Raw genomic sequence first — 19604 nt, 5'->3', positions numbered from 1 at the left:
CCGGGGGGATGAGGGACGTTCAGTGGCTTCGTTTGAGCATCGCGTCGGCGAGCGCGTCGGCGGACTCCCCGAGCCGGCGGCCCACCGCGTCCAGGCGGCCCAGCAGCTCGCGCTCGCGCAGGGTGTCCATCCTCAGCGACCCGGCGAACAGCTCGGTGAGCCGTGCCTGGTGGAGCTGACGGACCCGGCTGCAGCACTTGCGGGTGGCCAGCACGGCCACGGTGACCGAGCCGGGGTCGTCGAAGACCTTGAGCAGGGCCTCCTCCAGCTCGTCGAGGCCGTCGACCACGGCCCGCAGCGGCTCGACGGCGAAGTCCAGGCCGGCCGGCCCGAACAGGTCCGCCTCGCGCACGAAGTCGCGCAGGTGGTCGAGGACGTCGTCGATGGAGCGGGAGAGCCGGAACAGGTCCTCCCGGTCGAGCGGGGTGGCCAGGATCCGCCGCAGGGCGCGGACGAGCTCGGCCCGCGCCTCGTCGCCCTCGTGCTCGATCTCGGTCATCCGGGTCCGCGCGGCCGGGCGCTCGATGGCGCCGGAGGCGGCCGAGCAGGCCAGGACGGCCCCGGCCCGCGCCACGGCGACCTGGCCGCGGACGAGATCGACGACCCGCCGTCCCGACCGGCCGCGCAGCTCGTCCCAGGCCCGCCCGAAGCGCCACCTGCGGCCGGTGCCGCCGCTCACAGCAGCCTCAGCGCGAGGCCGGCCACGCAACCGAGCGCCAGGGACGACGGCAGGGTGACCAGCCAGGCCGTGCCCACGTTGGCCACCGCCTGCCAGCGCACCCGCCGGGAACCCTCGCTCGCCACCACGCCGACGACGCCGGCGAGCACGGACTGGGTCATGCTGACCGGGCTGCCCAGGGCCGAGCTGCCGAGGACGGCGCCGGTGGCGGCCGTCTCGGCCGAGAGGACGTGCAGGGGCCGGGCGATGACCAGGCCGCGGCCGAGGCGCTCGCCCACGCGGGTCAGGCCGGCCAGGGCGCCGGCGAGGAACAGCAGGGCCAGGCAGGCCATCCAGCCGGGGGAGAGGCCGACGGGGCCGACCCCGCCGAGACCGTCCCGGCCCACGTCCACCGCGACGCTCACCACCGCCACCATCTTCTGGCCGTCGTTGACCGCGTACGCCGTGCACTGGGCGGCGTAGGCCAGCAGGTGGGCGGCCAGCACCAGCCGGGGCATCCGGCGGTAGGACGGCACGCGGCGCGAGAGGGCGCCCAGCAGGTAGCCCAGGACCAGACCGGCCAGCGGTGCGCAGGCGCCGACCCCGAGGACGACGGCCACGCCGTGCCACGACACCGGCAGCCCGGCGCCCAGCCCGGCGCCGGCGATGCCGCCGATGACGGCCAGCGTCAGGCTGGTCGGCAGCCCTTTGCCGGTGAGGGCGGCGACCACGGCCACCGCGGTGACCACTCCGGCCAGGAACACCGCCGCGCCGCCGTGGGTGCCCAGCCCCGCCAGGCCCTCGGTGAACGTGCGCGCGACGGCCAGCCCCAGCACGTACGGCCCGGCGAACAGGACCACCGTGAGCAGTGCCGCGGCGGCCCACCCCGGTGTCCGGGGGAAGCGCAGCCCCAGCCCGATCAGGGTGGCTCCGTCGTTGGCGCCGCTGATGAGGACGAAGAGGACCGCGACCACGGCGAACGCCGCCGTCCAGCCCATCACGTGGTGTCGGCGGCGGCGCCGGTGGCGCCTGTTGGACCGATGTCCGGCGGACTCACACGCATGTCGGCTCCTCGTCAGGGGCCTTCAGTATTAGATGAACGGGAGATGAACAGTCAATACTTTGTCTTGACATTCTCACTACCTGTCGTCTTGCCGGGTGAACAGATCCGGTAGGGCTTGTTCACTTCCACGTAAGTATGTCTTGACAAATTATTCACCTGATGTTCATCGTTGTCCCCACCGGCGGCGGCTCGGGGCTCTGCGGGCGCCGGTGACCCGAGAGGCAAGGAGTGACGCCACCCATGAGGCGTACCAGGAAGATCATTTCTGTGGCGCTGCTGGCGGTCGCGGCGGCCGCCTGCGCGCCGTCCACCAGCGGCGCTCCATCCCCGGCGGCGACCGCCGGGGCGTTGCCCGCCCCGTCCCTCGACGCCGGCCTGGACCTGGACGCCCTGGTCGCCGCCGCGAAGAAGGAGGGCAGCCTGCTGGTCTACGACTCCAGCGGCGACATCGAGGAGGTGGCGAAGGCGTTCACCGCCAAGTACGGCATCGCCATGGAAGGGGTGAAGTCCGACACTCCGCAGACCGCGGAGAAGATGATCAGGGAGCACGCCGCGGACAACGTCACCATCGACGCGGCCATGTACGAGGACGGCGGCGTGCTGGTCGGCCAGCTCATGCCGCAGGGCGTGGCGCGGACGTGGATCCCCTCCGACCTGACGGACCAGATCCCCGCCGAGAACCAGAACCCCCTGCTCGCCCTGTCGAAGGCCACGGTCTTCGCCTACAACGGCAGGCTCTCTCCCGGCGGATGCCCGGTCAAGAACGTCTGGGACCTGACCGAGCCGGAGTGGGCCGGCAAGCTGGTGATGCAGGACCCCCTCGGCAAGCCCACCGTGCTGTCGTTCTTCACCCAACTCGACGCACATGGCAACCAGGCCCTGGAGCAGGCGTACCAGGCGAAGTACGGCAAGGCGCTGAAGACCGAGGAGAAGAGCGCCGCCTACGAGTGGATCAAGCGGATATCCCGCAACAGGCCGGTGCTGACCGGCTCCGACGAGGACATCTCCGCCGCGGTCGGCGCGCCGAACGCCACCGACAAGAAGATCGGCTTCATGTCGATCTCCAAGTTCCGCAACAACGAGGACAAGGGGTACAAGCAGGCCACCTGCGAGGGGATGACGCCGTTCGCCGGCTTCAGCTACCCCAAGTACGTCGCGGTCGCCGCCAAGAGCAAGCACCCCAACGCGGCCAAGCTGTACGTCCGCTTCATCATGACCGAGGAAGGCGTCAAGCACGAGATCGGCGAGGGCGGCGTGTCGGGCAACACCACCGTCAAGCCGCTCGTCACCGCGCCCGGCCTGTCGGACTGGCAGGGCCAGCTCTTCCACACCGACCCCAAGGGCCTCCTCGGGGACCTGCGCGACCGCCAGACCGTCTCCGACTTCTGGCGGGTCAACCACGGCTGACCCGTGGAGGGTCCCCGGCGTTCACCGCCCCGTCACCCGGCCCGGCGACACTCGCCCGTGTCCCTGTGCCGGCTCCCGTAGCTCCACGGCTCCATCACCCCCGAAAGAAACGAGGAGGCGCGATGCGTCCCCTGCCCAGGCTTCTCCTGGCAGCCCTGACGTTCACCCTGATAGGAGGGCTGGCCGTGCCCGCGGCCGGCTCCGACGTGGCATCGATCGACCCGGACGTCGAGACCCCCGCCCTGTTCGACGACGAGGCCGGCGGCAACGCCAACGGCGACGACCCGGCGATCTGGGTCCACCCGTCCGACTCGGGCGCGAGCGTCGTGATCACCACCGCCAAGAAGGGCGGGCTCTACGTCTACGACCTCCGCGGACGGCAGCTCCAGCATCTCCCGGCGCCCGCCGCCCCCGGCCCCGACGACGAGGCCGGCCGGTTCAACAATGTGGACGTCACCTACGGCTTCGGCGGCAGGGACCTCGCGATCGTCTCCGACCGCGGCCGCGACACCCTGCGCGTCTACGCCGTCTCCGGCGGACACCTCACCGACGTGACCGACCCGGCCGCGCCGTTCGTCTTCAACACCACCCAGCAGCAGGTCAACGACGCCGAGACGGCGTACGGCCTGGCCGCCTGGAAGGACTCCACCGGCACCTACGCGCTGGTCAGCCGCCGGCACCGGACCTCCGTCGGCCTGGTCAAGCTGCTCGCCAAGCCGGGCGGCACGGTCGGCTACCAGGTCGTCAGGACGCTGGACCTGCCCGCGTCGTTCACGCTGCCGAACGGACGGACCTGGGCGCCCTGCCTGGAGCCCGGCGAGCAGGCCCAGGTCGAGGGCATGGTCGTGGACCAGGACAAGGACGTCCTCTACGCCGCCCAGGAGGACGTCGGCATCTGGCGGGTGCGGGCCGACCTCACCGGAACCCCCGTCCTGGTGGACAAGGTCCGCGAGTACGGCGTCCCGGGCACCTACGACCCGGCGACCGAGGAGTGCACCCCCGGCGCGGACCCCGGCTACGGCGGCCGGCACCTGACCGCGGACGCCGAGGGCCTGACCATCTACTACCGGGACAACGGCAAGGGCTACCTGCTGGCCTCCAGCCAGGGCGACAGCACCTTCGCCGTCTACCGCAGGGAAGGGACCAACCCCTACCTGGGCCAGTTCCGGATCGGCCAGCACGACGGCATCGATGGCGTCGAGAACAGCGACGGCTCGACCGTGCTGAACGCGCCGCTGGGCGACTTCGACGAGGGCCTGTTCGTCTCCCACGACGGCCTCAACACCCCTGCCGAGGCCGACCGGGAGAACACGAACTTCAAGTTCACCGGCTGGGACGACATCGCCGACGAGCTGGACCTGGACGTGGACACCGACGGCTGGAACCCGCGCGGCTGACGCACCTGCCGTTACGCGCCCCGGGGCACCACCGCTTCAGGCGGTGGTGCCCCTCTCGACGCGGCGGAGGCCACCGTGCGCCTCCTCGCGGGGATCACCGGCCACGCGGGGGCCTCATGGTGTGAGCGTGACGGCGTACGCGTCGAGAGGGTCCGCCCAGTCGATGGTCACCGTGACGGAGCCGCCGCCCACCTCGGCCCGGCTGTCGGAGACCGTCACCGGCGCGCCGACGTGGGAGCCGGTCGCGGGAAGGCGCTCCACCCGGATGTTCGTCGATCCGCCGCGCAGCAGGTAGGGCGGGACGTCGTCGTACCGGACGGCCACGTGGCCCGGCTCGGCCGCCGGCGTGGCTCCCAGCACGGCGATCGACCTGCGGGCGGCGGGATCCTGGAAGACCACGCCGTCGCGGGCCTCGGCCGCCCCGGGCGTGAGGCCGGCGCGGACGCCGCTCTGCTCGGCGTAGCGCTTGTACACCCACCACTGGCCCATGGGCAGCCCGGTTCCCGCGGTGGTGAGCTCGCCCAGCGTGTCGTGCAGCGACGGCGTCCGGCCGACCATGCCCCAGTTCGCCCGCGACCCGTCGCAGCCGCCGCGCTCCAGCCGCGCGACGTACCACGCGGAGGGACCCGGCTGCTGGTCGTCCCCGGCGGCCCCGTACTCGTTGACCGAGAACCCGGAGACGCTCATGTCGCGAGCGGCCAGCAGGGCGCGCGCCTCGGCGGCCTCGGCGGCCGGGTCGCCGGGCAGGGTGTGCCAGCTCAGCACGTCGGGGACGACGTCGTTCGCCTTCACGTAGTCGAGGTAGGCGGCGAACCAGGGGTCCCCGGGCGAGCACGCCGAGCTCGGGCCCACGATCACGGCGCCCGGGAGGGCGGCCCTGATGGCCAGGGTGCCGCGGCGGAACATCTCCAGGTACTGGTCCTGGCCGCGACCGCGCCAGAAGGCGTCGTAGTCCGCCTCGTTCCACACGTCCCAGCGGATGTCCTGCCCGGTCATCCCGTCGGCCTTGGCGTCGCCGACGATCCGGTCGAGGAAGGCGGTGTAGCCGCTCCAGTCGCCGTCGTCCCCCGGATAACGCGGGATGTCGGCCCCGTCGGCGCCCCACAGATCGGAGAGCAGCACCTCGAGGTGGGCGCCGGTCCGCCCGGCCCGCGCGCGGTACGCCTTCACGAGCTCCCACCGTGCGGCGTACCCGCCGGTGACCCAGCCGCCGTCGGGAGCGGGGAGCTGCGAGCCGCCCGCCCGGAGCTGCCTGACCTTGATCTCGTCCGTCATGGGCGGCGGGGGCTGGGAGGCGTCAGGGGAGAGGCCGTAGAGGAAGCCGGACGCCCGATACGTGGGAGCTCCGCCGTGGGTCGCCATGTCGATGACGATGCGGTCGACGATCATGTCGCCTCCGTGGTCAGGGCGCGTGCCGCGCGGTCGTCGGCCGGGAGTCGTGGGGGAGGCGCGCGTTCCTGTGATAGCGCTAACAGCTGACGCTGGGTGCTCACGCCTGTGGTCCGCGTCACGTTAGGCGGGTCCGCGACGCACTGTCAAGGGTTCGCCGAAGCCGTACGTACGGAGAAACCACAGAAAGTTTCGGTCAGCGAGCGGGGGGAGCGGTGCTGCCCCGGACGACGAGCTCGGTGCCCAGCTCGACCCGGCCCTGGGGCAGCGGGCCGCCCCGGGCGAGCGTCACCAGCATGGTGGCCGCCGCTGCGGCCATCTCGGTCAGCGGCTGGCGGATCGTGGTCAGCGGCGGCAGTGCCCAGCGCATCGACGGCAGGTCGTCGAAGCCGACCACGCTCAGGTCGTCAGGGACCCGCAGCCCCATCGCGTGGGCCGCCTGGTAGACGCCGATGGCCTGGCCGTCGTTGCCGGCGAAGATCGCGGTCGGCGGGTCGGGCAGCCGCAGCAGCGCGCCGGCCTGGGCGAGGCCGCCCTCGACGAGGAAGTCGCCCTGGCGGATCAGGTCCGGGTCGACGGGCACACCGGCCATGTCCAGGGCGGCGCGGTAGCCGTCGAGTCGCGCCCGGTTGCACAGGGCGTAGCCGGGGCCGGTGATGATCGCGATGCGCCGGTGCCCGAGCTGCAGGAGATGGCGGGTCGCCGCGATGCCCCCGCTCCAGTTGCCCGCGCCCACCGAGGGGAGTCCGCTCCCCGCGTCGCCGGTCGGGTCCAGGAGGACGAGGGGGATGTCGCGGGCCGCGAGCTGGGCGCACTGGTCGTCGGTCAGGCCGGAGAACACCGGGATCACCCCCATCGGGCGGCGGGTCAGCACGTCGTCGATCCACTCGCGGCCGGCGACGGGGCGATGCCGCAGCTCCGAGACGACCACGGCCAGGTGGTGCTCGCGGGCCACCTGCTGGACCCCTTTGATGATCTCTATCGCGTAGTCACCCTCCAGCGCGTGGAAGACCAGCTCCACCAGGGGGGCCTGGCTGACGCGCCGCCGCTGCCTGCGGTAGCCGTGCTCGCGGATGAGGCCCTCGACCAGGGCGCGGGTCTCGGGCGCGACCTCCGACCGGCCGTTGACCACCTTGGAGACCGTCGCCGTGGACACCCCGGCCAGCTCGGCGAGCTGCGCGATGGTCAGCGGCTGGGCGGGCGCGGAGCCGTACGGCTCCCTGGTCGCGGTCATGGCGGCAGTCTAACCAGAGCGTTTCGGCCGTTGACCCGACTGTTTCGGCGATCTTACGGGCAGGTTCTTGACGGGTTTCGGGACATCCGCCTAAAGTCGCGGCTTAACGATCGGCCATATTGCCGAAACTTTCAGGACCCCGGCGTCCTTCCCGGCGAGGGCGCCGCGCTGCCGGTCGACGAGAACTCCCGTGCCCACCCCCTTCGACTCCACCGCCGCCGCGCCCGGCGGCCCGTGCCAGCACTGAAACCACCATCGGAAGAGATCGCCGTGAAGTCTCGCATCATCCCCTCGGCCGCGCTCACCGCGGCACTCGCCCTGGCCACGGCCGCCTGCGGAGGCGGGAGCACCTCGTCCCAGCCGGCCGGCGACGGCAAGTCCTTCGAGTTCTGGTCGTTCACCGGGATCAACCAGAAGGTCTCCGTCGAGGGCTACCAGAAGCAGAACCCGGGTGTGCAGGTGAAGCTCACCGAGGTGGGCACCTCGGTGGAGACGGCGCAGGCGCTCACCACCGCGCTGGCCGGGGGCAAGGTGCCCGACCTGGTGCTCATCCAGGGCGACGACCTGCCCAAGTTCGTGCAGCAGCCGCAGAACTTCCAGGACCTGCGCCAGTACGGCGCGGACAAGGTCAAGGGCGACTACCTCGACTGGGTGATGAGCCAGAGCACCGCCAAGGGCGGCGAGATCATCGGCATCCCCACCGACGTGGGCGGCATGGCCGTCGCCTACCGCACCGACCTGTTCAAGAAGGCCGGGCTGCCCACGGACCGGGAGGAGGTCGGCAAGCTCTGGCCCACCTGGGACGCCTTCATCGAGACGGGCAAGAAGTACACGGCGGCGACCGGCAAGGCGTTCGTGGACAACGCCGCCACCAGCGTGTTCTACCAGGCGGTCAACCAGGGCCCGCAGAAGTACTACGACCCCTCCGGCAACGTCGTCTACAGCACCAGCCCGCAGGTCAAGGCCGCCTTCGACCTGGCCATCAAGGCGGCGCAGGCCGGGATCACGGCCAAGCAGAGCTCCTTCACCGACGGCTGGAGCGCGGGCATGGGCAAGGACCAGTTCGCCGTGATCTCCGCGCCGTCCTGGATGCTGAACGGCATCCGCACCAACGCCCCCGGCACCAAGGGCAAGTGGGACGTCGCCGTCATCCCCGGTGGGGCGGGCAACTGGGGCGGCAGCTACCTGGCCATCCCCAAGAACGCCAAGAACCCCAAGGCCGCCTGGGACTACATCGCCAAGACGCAGTCGCCGCAGGGCCAGCTGGACCACTTCGTGGACTCGGGCGCGCTGCCCACCACCCCGTCGGTCTACAAGGACCCGAAGCTGACCGGGCTGAAGGATCCGTTCTTCTCCGACGCGCCGACCGGCGCTATCTACACCACGTCGCTGCTCGGGCTGAAGCCGTTCCACATCGGCCCCGACAGCTCCGCCATCGGCCAGGAGTTCCAGAACGCCATCACCAACGTCGAGCAGGGCAAGGGCGACCCGGCCAAGGCGTGGGACGCGGCGCTGGGCAACATCAAGACCGCCATCGGCAAGTAGGACGAGCGTGACGACGAGCCTCGGCACGAGACGGGCGGCCGGCAGGCCGCCCGCCGCGCCCGCGCCCCCCACGAGCGCGCGAGAGCGCATCAGCGAGCGGATCGCCCCCTACGCCTACATCGCACCGTTCTTCCTGATCTTCGGGGTGTTCGGGCTGGTGCCGCTGCTTTTCACGTTCTATGTGGCGCTGTTCGACTGGAACCCGATCGGTGAGCACGTCTTCATCGGCTTCGACAACTTCAGCCGCCTGTTCGCCGACACCCGGTTCTGGAACGCCGCCTGGAACACCATCAGCATCTGGCTGCTGTCCACCGTGCCGCAGTTGGTGCTGGCCCTCGGGCTGGCGCACCTGCTCAACCACGCGCGGCTGCGGATGGCGGTGTTCTTCCGCATGTCGATGCTGGTCCCGTACATCACCTCGGTCGCCGCCACCACGATCGTGTTCGCCCAGATGTTCGACCGCGACTACGGCCTGCTCAACTGGGTGCTCGGATGGTTCGGCGTCCAGCCGATCGACTTCGTCCAGTCGGTGTGGGGCAGCCACGTGCTGATCGCGGTCATGGTGACCTGGCGCTGGTTCGGCTACACGACGCTGCTGTACCTGGCCTCCCTGCAGGCGATCCCGCGCGCGGTCTACGAGGCGGCCGCGGTGGACGGCGCCGGCGGCTGGAAGCAGTTCCGGCACATCTCCGTGCCGTCGCTGCGGCCCGTCATCGTGTTCACGATCGTGACCTCGACGATCGGGGGCCTGCAGATCTTCACCGAGCCGCTGCTGGTCTCCCGCAGCGCGCCGCTCACCTGCGGGCCGATCCGGCAGTGCCAGACGCTCACGCTCTTCCTGTACGAGCAGGGCTTCGGCCAGTTCCAGTTCGGCTACGGCGCGGCCATCGGTGTGGCCCTGTTCGTGCTGGTCGTCGCCGTGGCATCGCTCAACTACGTCCTGTCCACCCGCATCCGTCCGGAGCGATGATGACCGAGCCGAAGCGGCGTTCCGCCGAGCGCGTGCGCTGGTGGACCTACCTCCTGCTGGCCCTGGCGGTGCTGGGCTGCGTTTTCCCGTTGTACTGGATGTTCGTGGTGGCCACCACCGACACCGCGACCGCCACCCGGCTGCCGCCCGAGATCGTGCCCGGCGGCAACTTCTTCCACCTGGCCGGGCTGGTGTTCACGACCGTGCCGTTCGTCCGCTCGATCGTCAACAGCCTGATCGTGGCCGGGACGATCGGCGTCGGGCACGCCGTGCTGTGCTCGCTGGCCGGCTTCGCCTTCGCCAAGCTGCGCTTCCCCGGCCGCAACGCGCTGTTCCTGGTGGTCGTGCTGACCATGACCGTGCCGACGCAGCTCGCCGTCATCCCGCAGTACATGATCATTTCGTCGCTGGGCTGGGTGGACACCCTGCAGGCGCTGATCGTGCCGGGACTGGCCAGCGCGTTCGGCATCTTCTGGATGCGCCAGCACCTGTCCACCACGATCAGCGACGAGATCCTGCAGGCCGCCCGCATCGACGGTGCGACGACCTGGCAGATCTTCTGGCGCATCGCCTTCCCGCTGGTGCGCCCGGCCGCGTTCGTGCTCGGGCTGCTCGGCTTCGTCACCGCGTGGAACGACTTCCTGTGGCCGTTCATCGTGCTGAAGTCGCCGGAGATGTACACCGCGCAGATCGCCATCAAGGCTCTGCAGAACAGCTACACCGTCGACCTCGGCCTGGCCATGGCGGGCTCGTTCCTGACCACGCTCCCGCTGCTCGTGCTGTTCGTCTTCGTGGGCCGGCGCATGGTGGCCGGGATCATGGACGGCGCCTTCAAGGGCTGAAGCACTCACTCTGAGGAAGTCATGACATATGTGAACGTCCCGTGGCGGGACCAGGGCCGCACCCCCGCCGAGCGGGCGGAATCCCTGCTGGCGGAGCTGACCCTGGAGGAGAAGGTCGCTCAGCTCGGCTCGGTGTGGATCCGCGTGGACGACGGCGGCGAGGTCGCGCCCATGCAGGACTTCTTCGCCGTGCCCGGCACCGACCTGGACGACCGGCTGCGCGACGGCATCGGCCACCTCACCCGCGTCCACGGCACCGAGCCGCTGAGCCCCGCCGAGGGGGCCGAACGCCTGCGGCTGCTCCAGGAGCGGGTGGTGGCGGCCAGCCGGCTCGGCATCCCGGCGATCGCGCACGAGGAGTGCCTGACCGGGTTCGCCGCCTTCGGCGCGACCGCGTACCCCACGCCGCTGGCCTGGGCCGCGACCTTCGACCCCGCCCTGGTGGAGCGCATGGCCGCCGCGATCGGCCGCGACCTGCGCGCCGCCGGCGTGCACCAGGGACTGTCGCCGGTGCTCGACGTGGTGCGCGACTACCGCTGGGGGCGCGTCGAGGAGACCCTCGGCGAGGACCCGTACCTGGTCGGGCAGCTCGGCGCCGCCTACGTGCGCGGTCTGGAGCAGACCGGGATCATCGCCACGTTGAAGCACTTCGCCGGGTACGCCGCCTCCCGCGCGGCCCGCAACCACGCGCCGGTCGGCATGGGCCCGCGCGAGTTCGCCGACGTGATCCTGCCGCCGTTCGAGACGGCGCTGCGGGAGGGCGGGGCGCGCTCGGTCATGAACTCCTACACCGACGTCGACGGCGTGCCGGTCGCGGCGAGCGCCGACCTGCTGCGGCGGCTGCTGCGCGAGGAGTGGGGGTTCGACGGGACCGTGGTGTCCGACTACTGGTCGATCCCGTTCCTGGCCACGATGCACCGCGTCGCCGAGGACGACGCCGCCGCGGGCGCGCTCGCGCTGCGCGCCGGCATCGACGTGGAGCTGCCCGAGACCCGGAGCTACGGCCGCAACCTGGTCGGGCAGGTGAAGGCCGGCCGGGTGGAGGAGTCGGTCGTGGACGAGGCGGTGCGCCGGGTGCTGCGGCAGAAGGCCGAGCTGGGCCTGCTGGACGGCGGCCCGCTCGTCCCGGAGGGCGCGGCGGACGCCGACCCGGACAGCGCGGCCAACCGCGAGCTGGCCGCCGCCGTCGCGGAACGGTCCATCGTGCTGCTGCGCAACGCCGGCCGGCTGCTGCCCCTCGACCCGCGGACGACCGCCAGGATCGCCGTCATCGGGCCCTGCGCCGACGACCCGCGCACCCTGATGGGCTGCTACTCCTTCCCCAACCACGTGCTCGACCGGTATCCCTCCCGCGGCATGGGCCTGCCGGTCGAGACCGTCCTGAGCCGCGTCGAGGCGGAGTTCCCCGGCGCCGCCGTGCGGTACGCCCCCGGAGCGGACGTCTCCGGCGGGGACACGTCGGGCTTCGCCGCGGCGGCCGACCTGGCCGCGGGCTCGGATGTCGCGCTGCTGCTCGTCGGCGACCGGGCCGGGATGTTCGGCGGCGGCACCTCGGGCGAGGGCTGCGACGCGGCCGACCTGCGGCTGCCCGGCGTGCAGGCGGAGCTGGTGGAGGCGGTGCTGGAGACGGGGACACCCGTCGTGCTCGTCGTGGTGTCCGGCCGTCCCTACGCCCTCGGCGCGTACGAGGACCGGGTGGCCGCCGCGATCCAGGCGTTCTTCCCCGGGGTGGAGGGAGGAGCGGCGCTCGCCGGGGTGCTGAGCGGCCGGGTGAACCCGTCCGGGCGGCTGCCCGTGCAGATCCCGCGCTCGCCGTCCATCAACCCGTCCACCTACCTGCAACCGCCGCTCGGCGGCAGGGCCGACGGGATCACGGTGCTGGACCCCACTCCCGCCTTCCCGTTCGGCCACGGGCTGTCGTACGCGCCGGTCGCGTACGAGGCCATGGGCACGTCGCAGCCGGAATGTCGTACGGACGGCGAGATCGAGGCGCGGGTGACAGTCCGCAACGCGGGCGAGCGTCCCGTGGAGGAGGTCGTGCAGCTGTACGCCTCGGACCCGGTGGCGCAGGTCACCCGGCCCGTGGTGTGGCTGGTCGGCTTCGCCCGGGTGCCGCTGGAGCCCGGGGAGTCCCGCGAGGTCGCCTTCGACGTGCCCGCCGCCGCGTTCTCGTTCACCGGCGTCGACGGCCGCCGGCTCGTGGAGCCGGGGGAGATCGTGCTGTCGTCCGGACCGTCGGCGGGCGACCTGCCGCTGAGCGCCCGGATCCGGCTCACCGGAGCCCCGGACGTGCTCGGTGCCGCGCGCCGGCTCACCACCCGTGCCCGTCTCCAGGAGAGGAACCAGTGAACACGCGGACCTACGACAACCCGGTGGTGGCCGGGTTCCACCCCGACCCGAGCGTGTGCCGGGCCGGCGACGACTACTACCTGGTGTGCTCCAGCTTCGAGTACTTCCCCGGCGTGCCGATCTTCCACAGCCGTGACCTGGTGCACTGGCGGCAGATCGGCAACGTCCTGGACCGGCCCTCGCAACTCCACCTGCCCCCGGACATCCCCGCCTCCGGCGGGATCTACGCGCCGACGATCCGCCACCACGACGGCACCTTCTACCTGATCACCACGAACGTGGGAGGGCGGGGCAACTTCATCGTCACCGCCGAGCGCCCCGAGGGGCCGTGGTCGGACCCGGTCTGGATCGACCTGCCCGGCATCGACCCCGACCTGACCTGGGACGAGAACGGCTCCTGCTGGTGCGCCTTCTCCGGCACCCAGGTCGCGCGGATCGACCCCGCGGCGGGCCAGGTGCTGGAGGGCCCGTACGAGGTCTGGTCCGGCACCGGCGGGAAGTACCCGGAGGCGCCGCACCTGTTCCAGGTGGACGGCTGGTGGTACCTGCTGATGTCGGAGGGCGGCACCGAGCGCGGCCACGCCGTGTCGATCGCCCGCGCCAGCTCGCCGCGCGGCCCGTTCGAGCCCGGCCCGGCCAACCCGATCCTCACCCACCGCGGCACCGACCGGCCGATCCAGAGCACCGGCCACGCCGACCTGGTCCAGGCCGCCGACGGCTCCTGGTGGATGGTGCTGCTCGGCACCCGCCCGCGCGGCTACACCCCGGAGTTCCAGGTCCTGGGCCGGGAGACCTTCCTCACCCCGGTGCGGTGGGAGGACGGCTGGCCGGTCGTGGGGCCCGTCGAGGAGCGCCACCCCGCGCCCGCCGCCTGGCACCCGCTCGCGCCGGAGCCGTCCCGCGACGACTTCGACGGTGACGCCCTGGCTCCGTACTGGATCTCCCCGCGCGAGCGCCCGGACGGCTCGTGGTCGCTGACCGAGCGCCCCGGCCGGCTCACGCTGCACGCCACCGGCCCGACCCTCGACCGGCCCGGCCACACCTTCGTCGGCCGCCGCCAGCAGCACCACGGCTGCCGCGTCACCGCCCGGCTCGAACCGGCCCCGCCCGGATCGGAACCGGCCGGATCGGAACCGCCCGGATCGGAACCGGCCGGATCGGAACCGCCCGGATCGGAGCCGGGCAGGGCGGGGCTGTCCATCCGGATGGACGAGGCCCACCACTACGACCTGGAGGTGAGCGGCGGGCGGGCCCGGGTGATCGCCCGGATCGGGCCGCTGCGCCAGTGCGTGGCCGATCGGCCGGTGCCGCCCGGCCCGCTCACTCTCACCATCGACGTCCGCACCCGCGACATCCTGCCGCCGTCCGTCATCGGGCCGGTCGCCGGGTCGCCCACGCAGCCGACCGGCGTGGCGGCCAGGGGCCCGGACACCATCTCCTTCTCCGCGGGGGACACGCTGCTGGCCGAGCTGGACGGCCGCTACCTGTCCACCGAGGTCGCCACCGGCTTCACCGGCCGGGTCATCGGCATGTACGCCACCGAGGGCAGCGCGTGCTTCGACTGGTTCGACTACCAGGCGACCGGCTAGGCATCAGGGGCACGGCTCCTTCCGGCAAGTACCCGTTCTGGAGGGCGGATGTGAGGCGAGATTCCGGATGGCGCGCTAGCATTCCATCTCATGGAATCTTCTGGAGGAGAGCCCCGTGGGTGAGGCCCAGTCCCCGGTGGGGAGCGTCGACCGCGCCCTGCTGATCCTGCAGGAGATCGGCAAGCGCAGCCGGGGCGTTACGCTCGACGAGCTCGCCACCCGGCTCGCCCTGCCCAAGAGCTCGCTGCACCGCCTGCTCGGCGCGCTGAAGCACCGTGGCTTCGCCGCGCAGCCCGAGCCGAGCGGCCCCTACTTCCTGGGCACCGAGCTGCTGGCCACGGCCTTCCGATACTACGAGTCCATGGACCTGCGCACCCTCGTGCGTCCGCTGTTGCTGCGGCTGCGCGAGGAGTTCGACGAGACCGTGCACATGGCCGTGCTCGACGGCGGCGAGATCGTCTACCTCGACAAGGTCGAGGCCGTGCGGTCGATCACGATGAGCTCGGTGGTGGGCGGGCGCAACGCCGCGCACTGCACGGGTGTCGGCAAGGCGCTGCTGGCCTGGACGTACCCGACCGACGAGGCCGTCAAGGCGTGGGCCGAGAAGTACGGCCCCCTCGGCGTGCGGACCAGGAACACCATCACCGCCCCGGCCAAGCTCGCCGCCCACCTGGAGCAGGTGCGCGACCGCGGCTACGCGCTCGACCTGGAGGAGAACGAGCCGGGCGTGCGCTGCGTCGCGGCGCCGATCTTCCTGGGCAGGACCGTGCCGGTCGCCGCGGTGAGCGTGACCGCGATCAAGGACCGGATGTCGCCGGCCCGGCTGGAAGAGGTCGGGGCGGGCCTCCGTCGCGCGATCTCCGAGCAGCTCTGACCGGAATGCCGTTCTGCATGGTGGATTGAAGGGGTTGGGGATGGACCTGAAACCGGTACCGGTTCCCGCGGCCCGGCTCGGCGAGGGGCCACGCTGGGACGACGGCACGGAGACGCTGCTGTGGGTGGACATCCCGGCCGGCCTGGTGCACCGGCTGGACCCCGCCGACGACGCCCTGGAGTCCATCGACGTGGGCCGGCCGGTCGGCGTGGCGCTGCCCCGGGCCTCGGGCGGCCTGGCGCTCGCGGTCAGGGACGGCTTCGCCGTCCACGAGGGGGGACGGCTGGAGGTGGTCGCCCCCGTGACCGCCGCCGAGCCGCCCGGCAACCGGATGAACGACGGCGCCTGCGACCGCGCCGGACGGTTCTTCGCGGGCACCAAGGCCGAGGACGACACCCCGGGCGCGGGCTCGCTCTACCGGCTGGACACCGACCGGAGCTGCGCGCGGGTGCTGGCCGGGGTGACGATCTCGAACGGCATCGCGTGGAGCCCGGACGAGCGGCTGCTGTACTACGTGGACACGGCCACCGACCAGGTGGACGTCTTCGACTACGACCCGTCGAGCGGCGAGATGGCGAACCGGCGGCGCTTCGCCGGGCTCCCGCAGCCCGACGGCATCACGGTGGACGCCGCCGGGCACGTGTGGGTCGCGCTGTGGGGCGGCGCGTCGGTCGTGCGGCTGCGGCCCGACGGCTCGACGGACCTGACCGTCCCCGTCCCCGCCGCCAACGTGACGAGCTGCGCGTTCGGCGGGCCCGATCTGGACGTGCTGTACGTGACCACCGCCTGGGACGGCAGCGGCGGCGGGGAGCTGTGGCGCTGCCCCACCCCGTACACGGGCCTGCCCGCCAATCCCTACCGCGACCTGCCCCGCTCCTGACGGCCGGCACGCACGGAGAACGGGCGCCCGAGGAGTTCGGGCGCCCGAGGAGTTCGGGCGCCGGAGGAAGGCCGGGAAGGTCAGGCGCCGGGGGACAGGAGGGCCTTGACCGGGTTCGGGTCGCCGTTCATGAGCCTGGTGAAGACCTCCGCCCCCTTGCTCAGCGGGAACGTGTCCACCCAGCTCAGGTCCCAGCTCCCGACCATCGCGGCGGCGGCGGCGAAGTCGGCGCCGGAGTAGGCGAACGAGCCCAGCACCCGCTGCTCGCCGCGCACCAGCCCGGCCGCGTCGAAGCCGGGCTCGGTGTCGGCCAGCCCCAGCCAGACCGCCGTCCCGCCCGGCCGCAGCAGGGCGGCCGACGCGCGACGGGTGGCCGCCGCGCCCACCGCGTCGAAGATCACGTCGTACTCGCCGGTCAGCTCGCCGGTCGCGGCGTCCGCCCCGAGGCGGCCGGCGAGGGCCAGGCGGCTCTCCGACCGGTCGGCGACGTCCACCCCGGCGGCCCCGCCCGTACGGGCGACCTGCAGGCACGCCAGCCCGATCGCGCCCGCGCCGATGACACCCACCCGCGCCCCGGCCGGGGCTCCGGCCAGCTCCCAGGCGTGCACGGCGTTCGCCACGGGCTCCACGACGCCCGCGGCCGTCCAGCCGAGTCCCTCGGGCAGGGCGACCAGCGCGGCGGCGGGCACGGACACGCGCTCGGCGAACCCGCCGGGCCGGTGCACCCCGACGATCCGCCGGTTCCGGCACACGTTCCGCAGCCCGAGCGCGCACACGTCGCACGACCCGCACGACAGGATCGGGTTGACCAGCACCGGCCGCCCGTCGTCGGTGCGGCCCGCGAACTCGTGCCCCATCACCAGCGGCGGCACCCGGAAGCCGGGCGTCCTGACGCCGTGCAGCTCGCTCCCGCAGATGCCGGAGGCGACCACGTGGACCAGCACCTCGTCCCGGCCGACCACGGGCTCGTCGACCTCCCGCAGCTCCACCGTCGCGGGTCCGGTGAACACCAGTGCCTTCACGGCGTCGCTCCGATCACAGGGTTGGTCAGGGTGCCGATGCCGGAGACGCCCACCTGGACGGCGGCCGCCGGGGGATCACCGGTGCCGGCGCGTACGGTGCCAAGCCTCATATGTGCTCCTGATTCCGCTATGCAGAATGTAGTTCCGAAACCACGACAGAACATCAGCACCACACATCGATGTCAAGGGTTCCGCTAAACGGAACGCTAGTGCGCCATGCGGAATTGGTGCTATTTTCGCCGGGAACTACCAGAGGGGCGGTCCCACGCATGTACCCCGAGATCGACACGCCGGCTCTCGTCATCGACCTGGACGTGGTCAGGGCCAACGTGAGCGAGATGGCGAAGGCGGCGGCGAGCAACGGCGTCCGCCTGCGCCCGCACATCAAGACCCACAAGATGCCCGAGCTGGCGCGCATGCAGCTCGACGCCGGGGCGACCGGCATCACCTGCGCCAAGCTCGGCGAGGCCGAGGTGATGGCCGACGCCGGGATCGACGACATCCTGCTCGCCTTCCCGATCTGGGGCGAGCCCAAGCTGCGCCGGCTGGCGGCGCTGCGCGAGCGGGCCAGGGTCCGCGTCAGCCTCGACTCGCCCGAGGTGGCGGAGGGGCTCGGCCGGCTGGGCGGGCCGCCGGTGGAGGTCCTGGTCGAGGTGGACACCGGTCAGCACCGGCTCGGACGCCCGCCGGGGCGGCCCACCGCCGACCTGGTGGCCGAGATCGCCGCGATCCCCGGCGTCGAGGTCGTCGGCCTCCTCACGCTGGCCGGGCACGCCTACCACTCCCGCACCGCGGAGGAGCTGGCCGAGACCTCCCGGCGCGAGGGCGCCGACCTGGTGGCCACCGCCGAGCTGTGCGCCCGCGAGGGCATCGCCCTGCGCGAGATCAGCGTGGGCTCCACGCCCACCGCCAGGCACGTCGCGGGGGTGGCCGGGGTGACCGAGATCAGGCCGGGCACCTATGTCTTCAACGACACCGCGATGATCCGGCTGGGGGTCGCCAACGAGCGGACCGCCGGCGCCCGCGTGCACTCCACGGTCATCGCCCGGCCGACGCCCGAACGGGTCGTGTTCGACGCCGGCACCAAGTGCCTCACCTCCGACGGCACCGGCACGCCCGACTGGATCAGGGTGGTCGGGCATCCGTACGCGCACATGGACTTCCTCAACGAGGAGCACGGCGTGGCGCTGCTGGAGCCGGGCCACCACGACGCGCTGCCGGTCGGCACGCGGGTCCAGCTCATCCCCGGTCACGCCTGCTCGGCCGTGAACATGTTCGACTCCGCGTACGGGGTCGAGGGCGGCCGGGTCACCACCGAACTGCGCGTCGCGGCCCGCGGCGCCGTGCGCTGACATGCTGACGAAGGAGGAGATCGCATGAGGGGACTGGCCGGCAAGAGGGTGCTGATCAGCGGCGGCAGCAGCGGGATCGGCGCCGCCACGGCACGCAGGTTCCTGGAGGAGGGCGCCAGGGTCGTCATCGGCGGGCTGGACCCGGCCGAGGTGGCGGCGACCGCGTCAGAGCTGTCGGCGCTGGGCGAGGTGAGCGGCCTGGCGGCCGACGTGTCGGCGGAGGCGGACGTCTCCCGGCTGGTCGAGGGCGCGATCGCGGCGCTCGGCGGGCTGGACGTCCTGATCAACAATGCCGGAACGGCCTGGCGCGAGCCGTTCCTGGAGATCACGCCGGAGCACTGGGACCGGATCATGGCCGTGAACCTGCGCGGCATGTTCCTCGTCGCCCAGGCCGTGGCCAGGCGGCTCGTGGACCAGGGCACGGGCGGGGTGATCCTCAACATGTCCTCCACCAACGGCCTGGGCGGCGAGGCGGACTACGCCCACTACAACGCCTCCAAGGGCGGGGTGCTGCTGCTCACCAGGACCATGGCCGTGGAGCTCGGCAGGCACGGCATCCGGGTCAACGCGCTCTGTCCCGGCTACATCAGGACCCCGCTCAACGCCTCGATCTCGGCCGGGCTGGCCGACGACTTCGTCTCGTCGTACGAGAGCGAGCTGATCCCGCTCGGCCGGGCCGGTCTGGCCGAGGAGGTGGCCGCCGGCTACGCCTTCCTCGCCAGTGACGACGCGGCCTTCATCCACGGCACCGAGCTGGTCATCGACGGAGGTCAGCTGGCCGTCATGTAGATCCACCCCTTGACACGCTCTCCGCTCGGGTGGTGTCCTCTCCCTGATTCGGAATGACATTCCGTCATACGGAACGCGTTTGGATCGCCGTGACCGGCGTGAACCCGCTGGTGTCCAACGCCGGCGGGCTCTACAAGTGGTCGGTCCCGCTGTCGTCGCTCACAGGCGCCGGCACCACCCCACAACATCCTGTTCCACGGCACGGACGGGACCAGGAACGACTACTCGAACCTGGTCACGCTGA

The 19604-nt window shown here is 72.2% G+C and carries 16 protein-coding genes; 11 read left to right on the top strand and 5 right to left on the bottom strand.

All coding sequences use genetic code 11. The annotated features are described in order from the left end of the window. Positions 1-19: 19 nt before the first annotated feature. Both ACIBG4_RS29280 and ACIBG4_RS29275 read right to left on the bottom strand, forming a co-directional pair. Entirely contained in the window at positions 20-679 is a 660-nt protein-coding gene (locus ACIBG4_RS29280) for a DUF47 domain-containing protein (RefSeq protein WP_397204554.1), read from the bottom strand. Beyond that, on the bottom strand, positions 676-1656 hold the full coding sequence (locus ACIBG4_RS29275) for an inorganic phosphate transporter (protein WP_397204632.1): 981 nt from the start codon (positions 1654-1656) through the stop codon (positions 676-678). The genes ACIBG4_RS29280 and ACIBG4_RS29275 overlap by 4 nt, the downstream gene beginning before the upstream one ends. A gap of 305 nt (positions 1657-1961) precedes the next feature. Here ACIBG4_RS29275 and ACIBG4_RS29270 point away from each other — a divergent pair, with 305 nt between their 5' ends. Together ACIBG4_RS29270 and ACIBG4_RS29265 are read left to right on the top strand one after the other, a co-directional pair. Next, on the top strand, positions 1962-3128 hold the full coding sequence (locus ACIBG4_RS29270; RefSeq protein WP_397204553.1) for an ABC transporter substrate-binding protein: 1167 nt from the start codon (positions 1962-1964) through the stop codon (positions 3126-3128). Positions 3129-3250: 122 nt separating this feature from the next. Then, positions 3251-4525 (top strand): phytase, encoded by a 1275-nt coding sequence (locus ACIBG4_RS29265; protein ID WP_397204552.1) that lies wholly within the window; start codon positions 3251-3253, stop codon positions 4523-4525. Between the two features lie 114 nt (positions 4526-4639). On the opposite strand, the gene ACIBG4_RS29260 is transcribed toward ACIBG4_RS29265, so the two are convergent. Both ACIBG4_RS29260 and ACIBG4_RS29255 read right to left on the bottom strand, forming a co-directional pair. Next, positions 4640-5914, bottom strand: a complete 1275-nt coding sequence (locus tag ACIBG4_RS29260) for a hypothetical protein (protein WP_397204551.1) — start codon at positions 5912-5914, stop codon at positions 4640-4642. A gap of 196 nt (positions 5915-6110) precedes the next feature. Beyond that, on the bottom strand, positions 6111-7148 hold the full coding sequence (locus tag ACIBG4_RS29255) for a LacI family DNA-binding transcriptional regulator (RefSeq protein ID WP_397204550.1): 1038 nt from the start codon (positions 7146-7148) through the stop codon (positions 6111-6113). Positions 7149-7418: 270 nt separating this feature from the next. Between ACIBG4_RS29255 and ACIBG4_RS29250 the strand changes: the two genes are divergently transcribed. From ACIBG4_RS29250 to ACIBG4_RS29220, 7 genes are all read left to right on the top strand, one after another. Beyond that, the gene (locus ACIBG4_RS29250) at positions 7419-8693 is read left to right on the top strand and encodes an ABC transporter substrate-binding protein (RefSeq protein WP_397204549.1); all 1275 of its coding nucleotides are present in this window, start codon (positions 7419-7421) and stop codon (positions 8691-8693) included. Between the two features lie 7 nt (positions 8694-8700). After that, positions 8701-9663: a carbohydrate ABC transporter permease gene (locus tag ACIBG4_RS29245; RefSeq protein WP_397204548.1), complete on the top strand. Its 963-nt coding sequence runs from the start codon at positions 8701-8703 to the stop codon at positions 9661-9663. Next, complete coding sequence (locus tag ACIBG4_RS29240) at positions 9660-10505, top strand: carbohydrate ABC transporter permease (RefSeq protein WP_310713489.1); 846 nt, start codon at positions 9660-9662, stop codon at positions 10503-10505. Before ACIBG4_RS29245 ends, ACIBG4_RS29240 begins: the two co-directional genes overlap by 4 nt. Positions 10506-10526: 21 nt before the next feature. After that, positions 10527-12854 (top strand): beta-glucosidase, encoded by a 2328-nt coding sequence (locus ACIBG4_RS29235; RefSeq protein ID WP_397204547.1) that lies wholly within the window; start codon positions 10527-10529, stop codon positions 12852-12854. Then, a complete protein-coding gene (locus ACIBG4_RS29230) occupies positions 12851-14443 on the top strand; it encodes a glycoside hydrolase family 43 protein (RefSeq protein WP_397204546.1) in 1593 nt (530 codons plus the stop codon). The genes ACIBG4_RS29235 and ACIBG4_RS29230 overlap by 4 nt, the downstream gene beginning before the upstream one ends. 115 nt (positions 14444-14558) lie before the next feature. Next, positions 14559-15317, top strand: a complete 759-nt coding sequence (locus ACIBG4_RS29225) for an IclR family transcriptional regulator (protein WP_397204545.1) — start codon at positions 14559-14561, stop codon at positions 15315-15317. Positions 15318-15357: 40 nt separating this feature from the next. Next, positions 15358-16197, top strand: a complete 840-nt coding sequence (locus ACIBG4_RS29220; RefSeq protein WP_397204544.1) for an SMP-30/gluconolactonase/LRE family protein — start codon at positions 15358-15360, stop codon at positions 16195-16197. A gap of 80 nt (positions 16198-16277) precedes the next feature. On the opposite strand, the gene ACIBG4_RS29215 is transcribed toward ACIBG4_RS29220, so the two are convergent. Continuing rightward, entirely contained in the window at positions 16278-17219 is a 942-nt protein-coding gene (locus tag ACIBG4_RS29215) for a zinc-binding dehydrogenase (protein WP_397204543.1), read from the bottom strand. Positions 17220-17488: 269 nt separating this feature from the next. Between ACIBG4_RS29215 and ACIBG4_RS29210 the strand changes: the two genes are divergently transcribed. Both ACIBG4_RS29210 and ACIBG4_RS29205 read left to right on the top strand, forming a co-directional pair. Continuing rightward, positions 17489-18571, top strand: coding sequence for an alanine racemase (locus ACIBG4_RS29210; RefSeq protein WP_397204542.1), 1083 nt, complete (start codon positions 17489-17491; stop codon positions 18569-18571). Between the two features lie 24 nt (positions 18572-18595). Continuing rightward, positions 18596-19360, top strand: a complete 765-nt coding sequence (locus ACIBG4_RS29205) for an SDR family NAD(P)-dependent oxidoreductase (RefSeq protein ID WP_397204541.1) — start codon at positions 18596-18598, stop codon at positions 19358-19360. Positions 19361-19604 lie beyond the last annotated feature (244 nt).

This window comes from Nonomuraea sp. NPDC050383, from assembly GCF_044459125.1.
GTDB lineage: Bacteria > Actinomycetota > Actinomycetes > Streptosporangiales > Streptosporangiaceae > Nonomuraea.
Note: the sequence above shows the minus strand (reverse complement) of the source record. Positions and strands in the feature narration are given on the sequence as shown.

What these genes read in the sequence shown, in the direction of transcription:
- ACIBG4_RS29240 (WP_310713489.1), top strand. Translation starts at nt 9,660, where the DNA reads ATGATGACCGAGCCGAAGCGGCGTTCCGCCGAGCGCGTGCGCTGGTGG.
- ACIBG4_RS29235 (WP_397204547.1), top strand. Translation starts at nt 10,527, where the DNA reads ATGACATATGTGAACGTCCCGTGGCGGGACCAGGGCCGCACCCCCGCC.
- ACIBG4_RS29260 (WP_397204551.1), bottom strand. Translation starts at nt 5,914, where the DNA reads ATGATCGTCGACCGCATCGTCATCGACATGGCGACCCACGGCGGAGCT.
- ACIBG4_RS29255 (WP_397204550.1), bottom strand. Translation starts at nt 7,148, where the DNA reads ATGACCGCGACCAGGGAGCCGTACGGCTCCGCGCCCGCCCAGCCGCTG.
- ACIBG4_RS29210 (WP_397204542.1), top strand. Translation starts at nt 17,489, where the DNA reads ATGTACCCCGAGATCGACACGCCGGCTCTCGTCATCGACCTGGACGTG.
- ACIBG4_RS29275 (WP_397204632.1), bottom strand. Translation starts at nt 1,656, where the DNA reads ATGGGCTGGACGGCGGCGTTCGCCGTGGTCGCGGTCCTCTTCGTCCTC.
- ACIBG4_RS29270 (WP_397204553.1), top strand. Translation starts at nt 1,962, where the DNA reads ATGAGGCGTACCAGGAAGATCATTTCTGTGGCGCTGCTGGCGGTCGCG.
- ACIBG4_RS29205 (WP_397204541.1), top strand. Translation starts at nt 18,596, where the DNA reads ATGAGGGGACTGGCCGGCAAGAGGGTGCTGATCAGCGGCGGCAGCAGC.
- ACIBG4_RS29220 (WP_397204544.1), top strand. Translation starts at nt 15,358, where the DNA reads ATGGACCTGAAACCGGTACCGGTTCCCGCGGCCCGGCTCGGCGAGGGG.
- ACIBG4_RS29265 (WP_397204552.1), top strand. Translation starts at nt 3,251, where the DNA reads ATGCGTCCCCTGCCCAGGCTTCTCCTGGCAGCCCTGACGTTCACCCTG.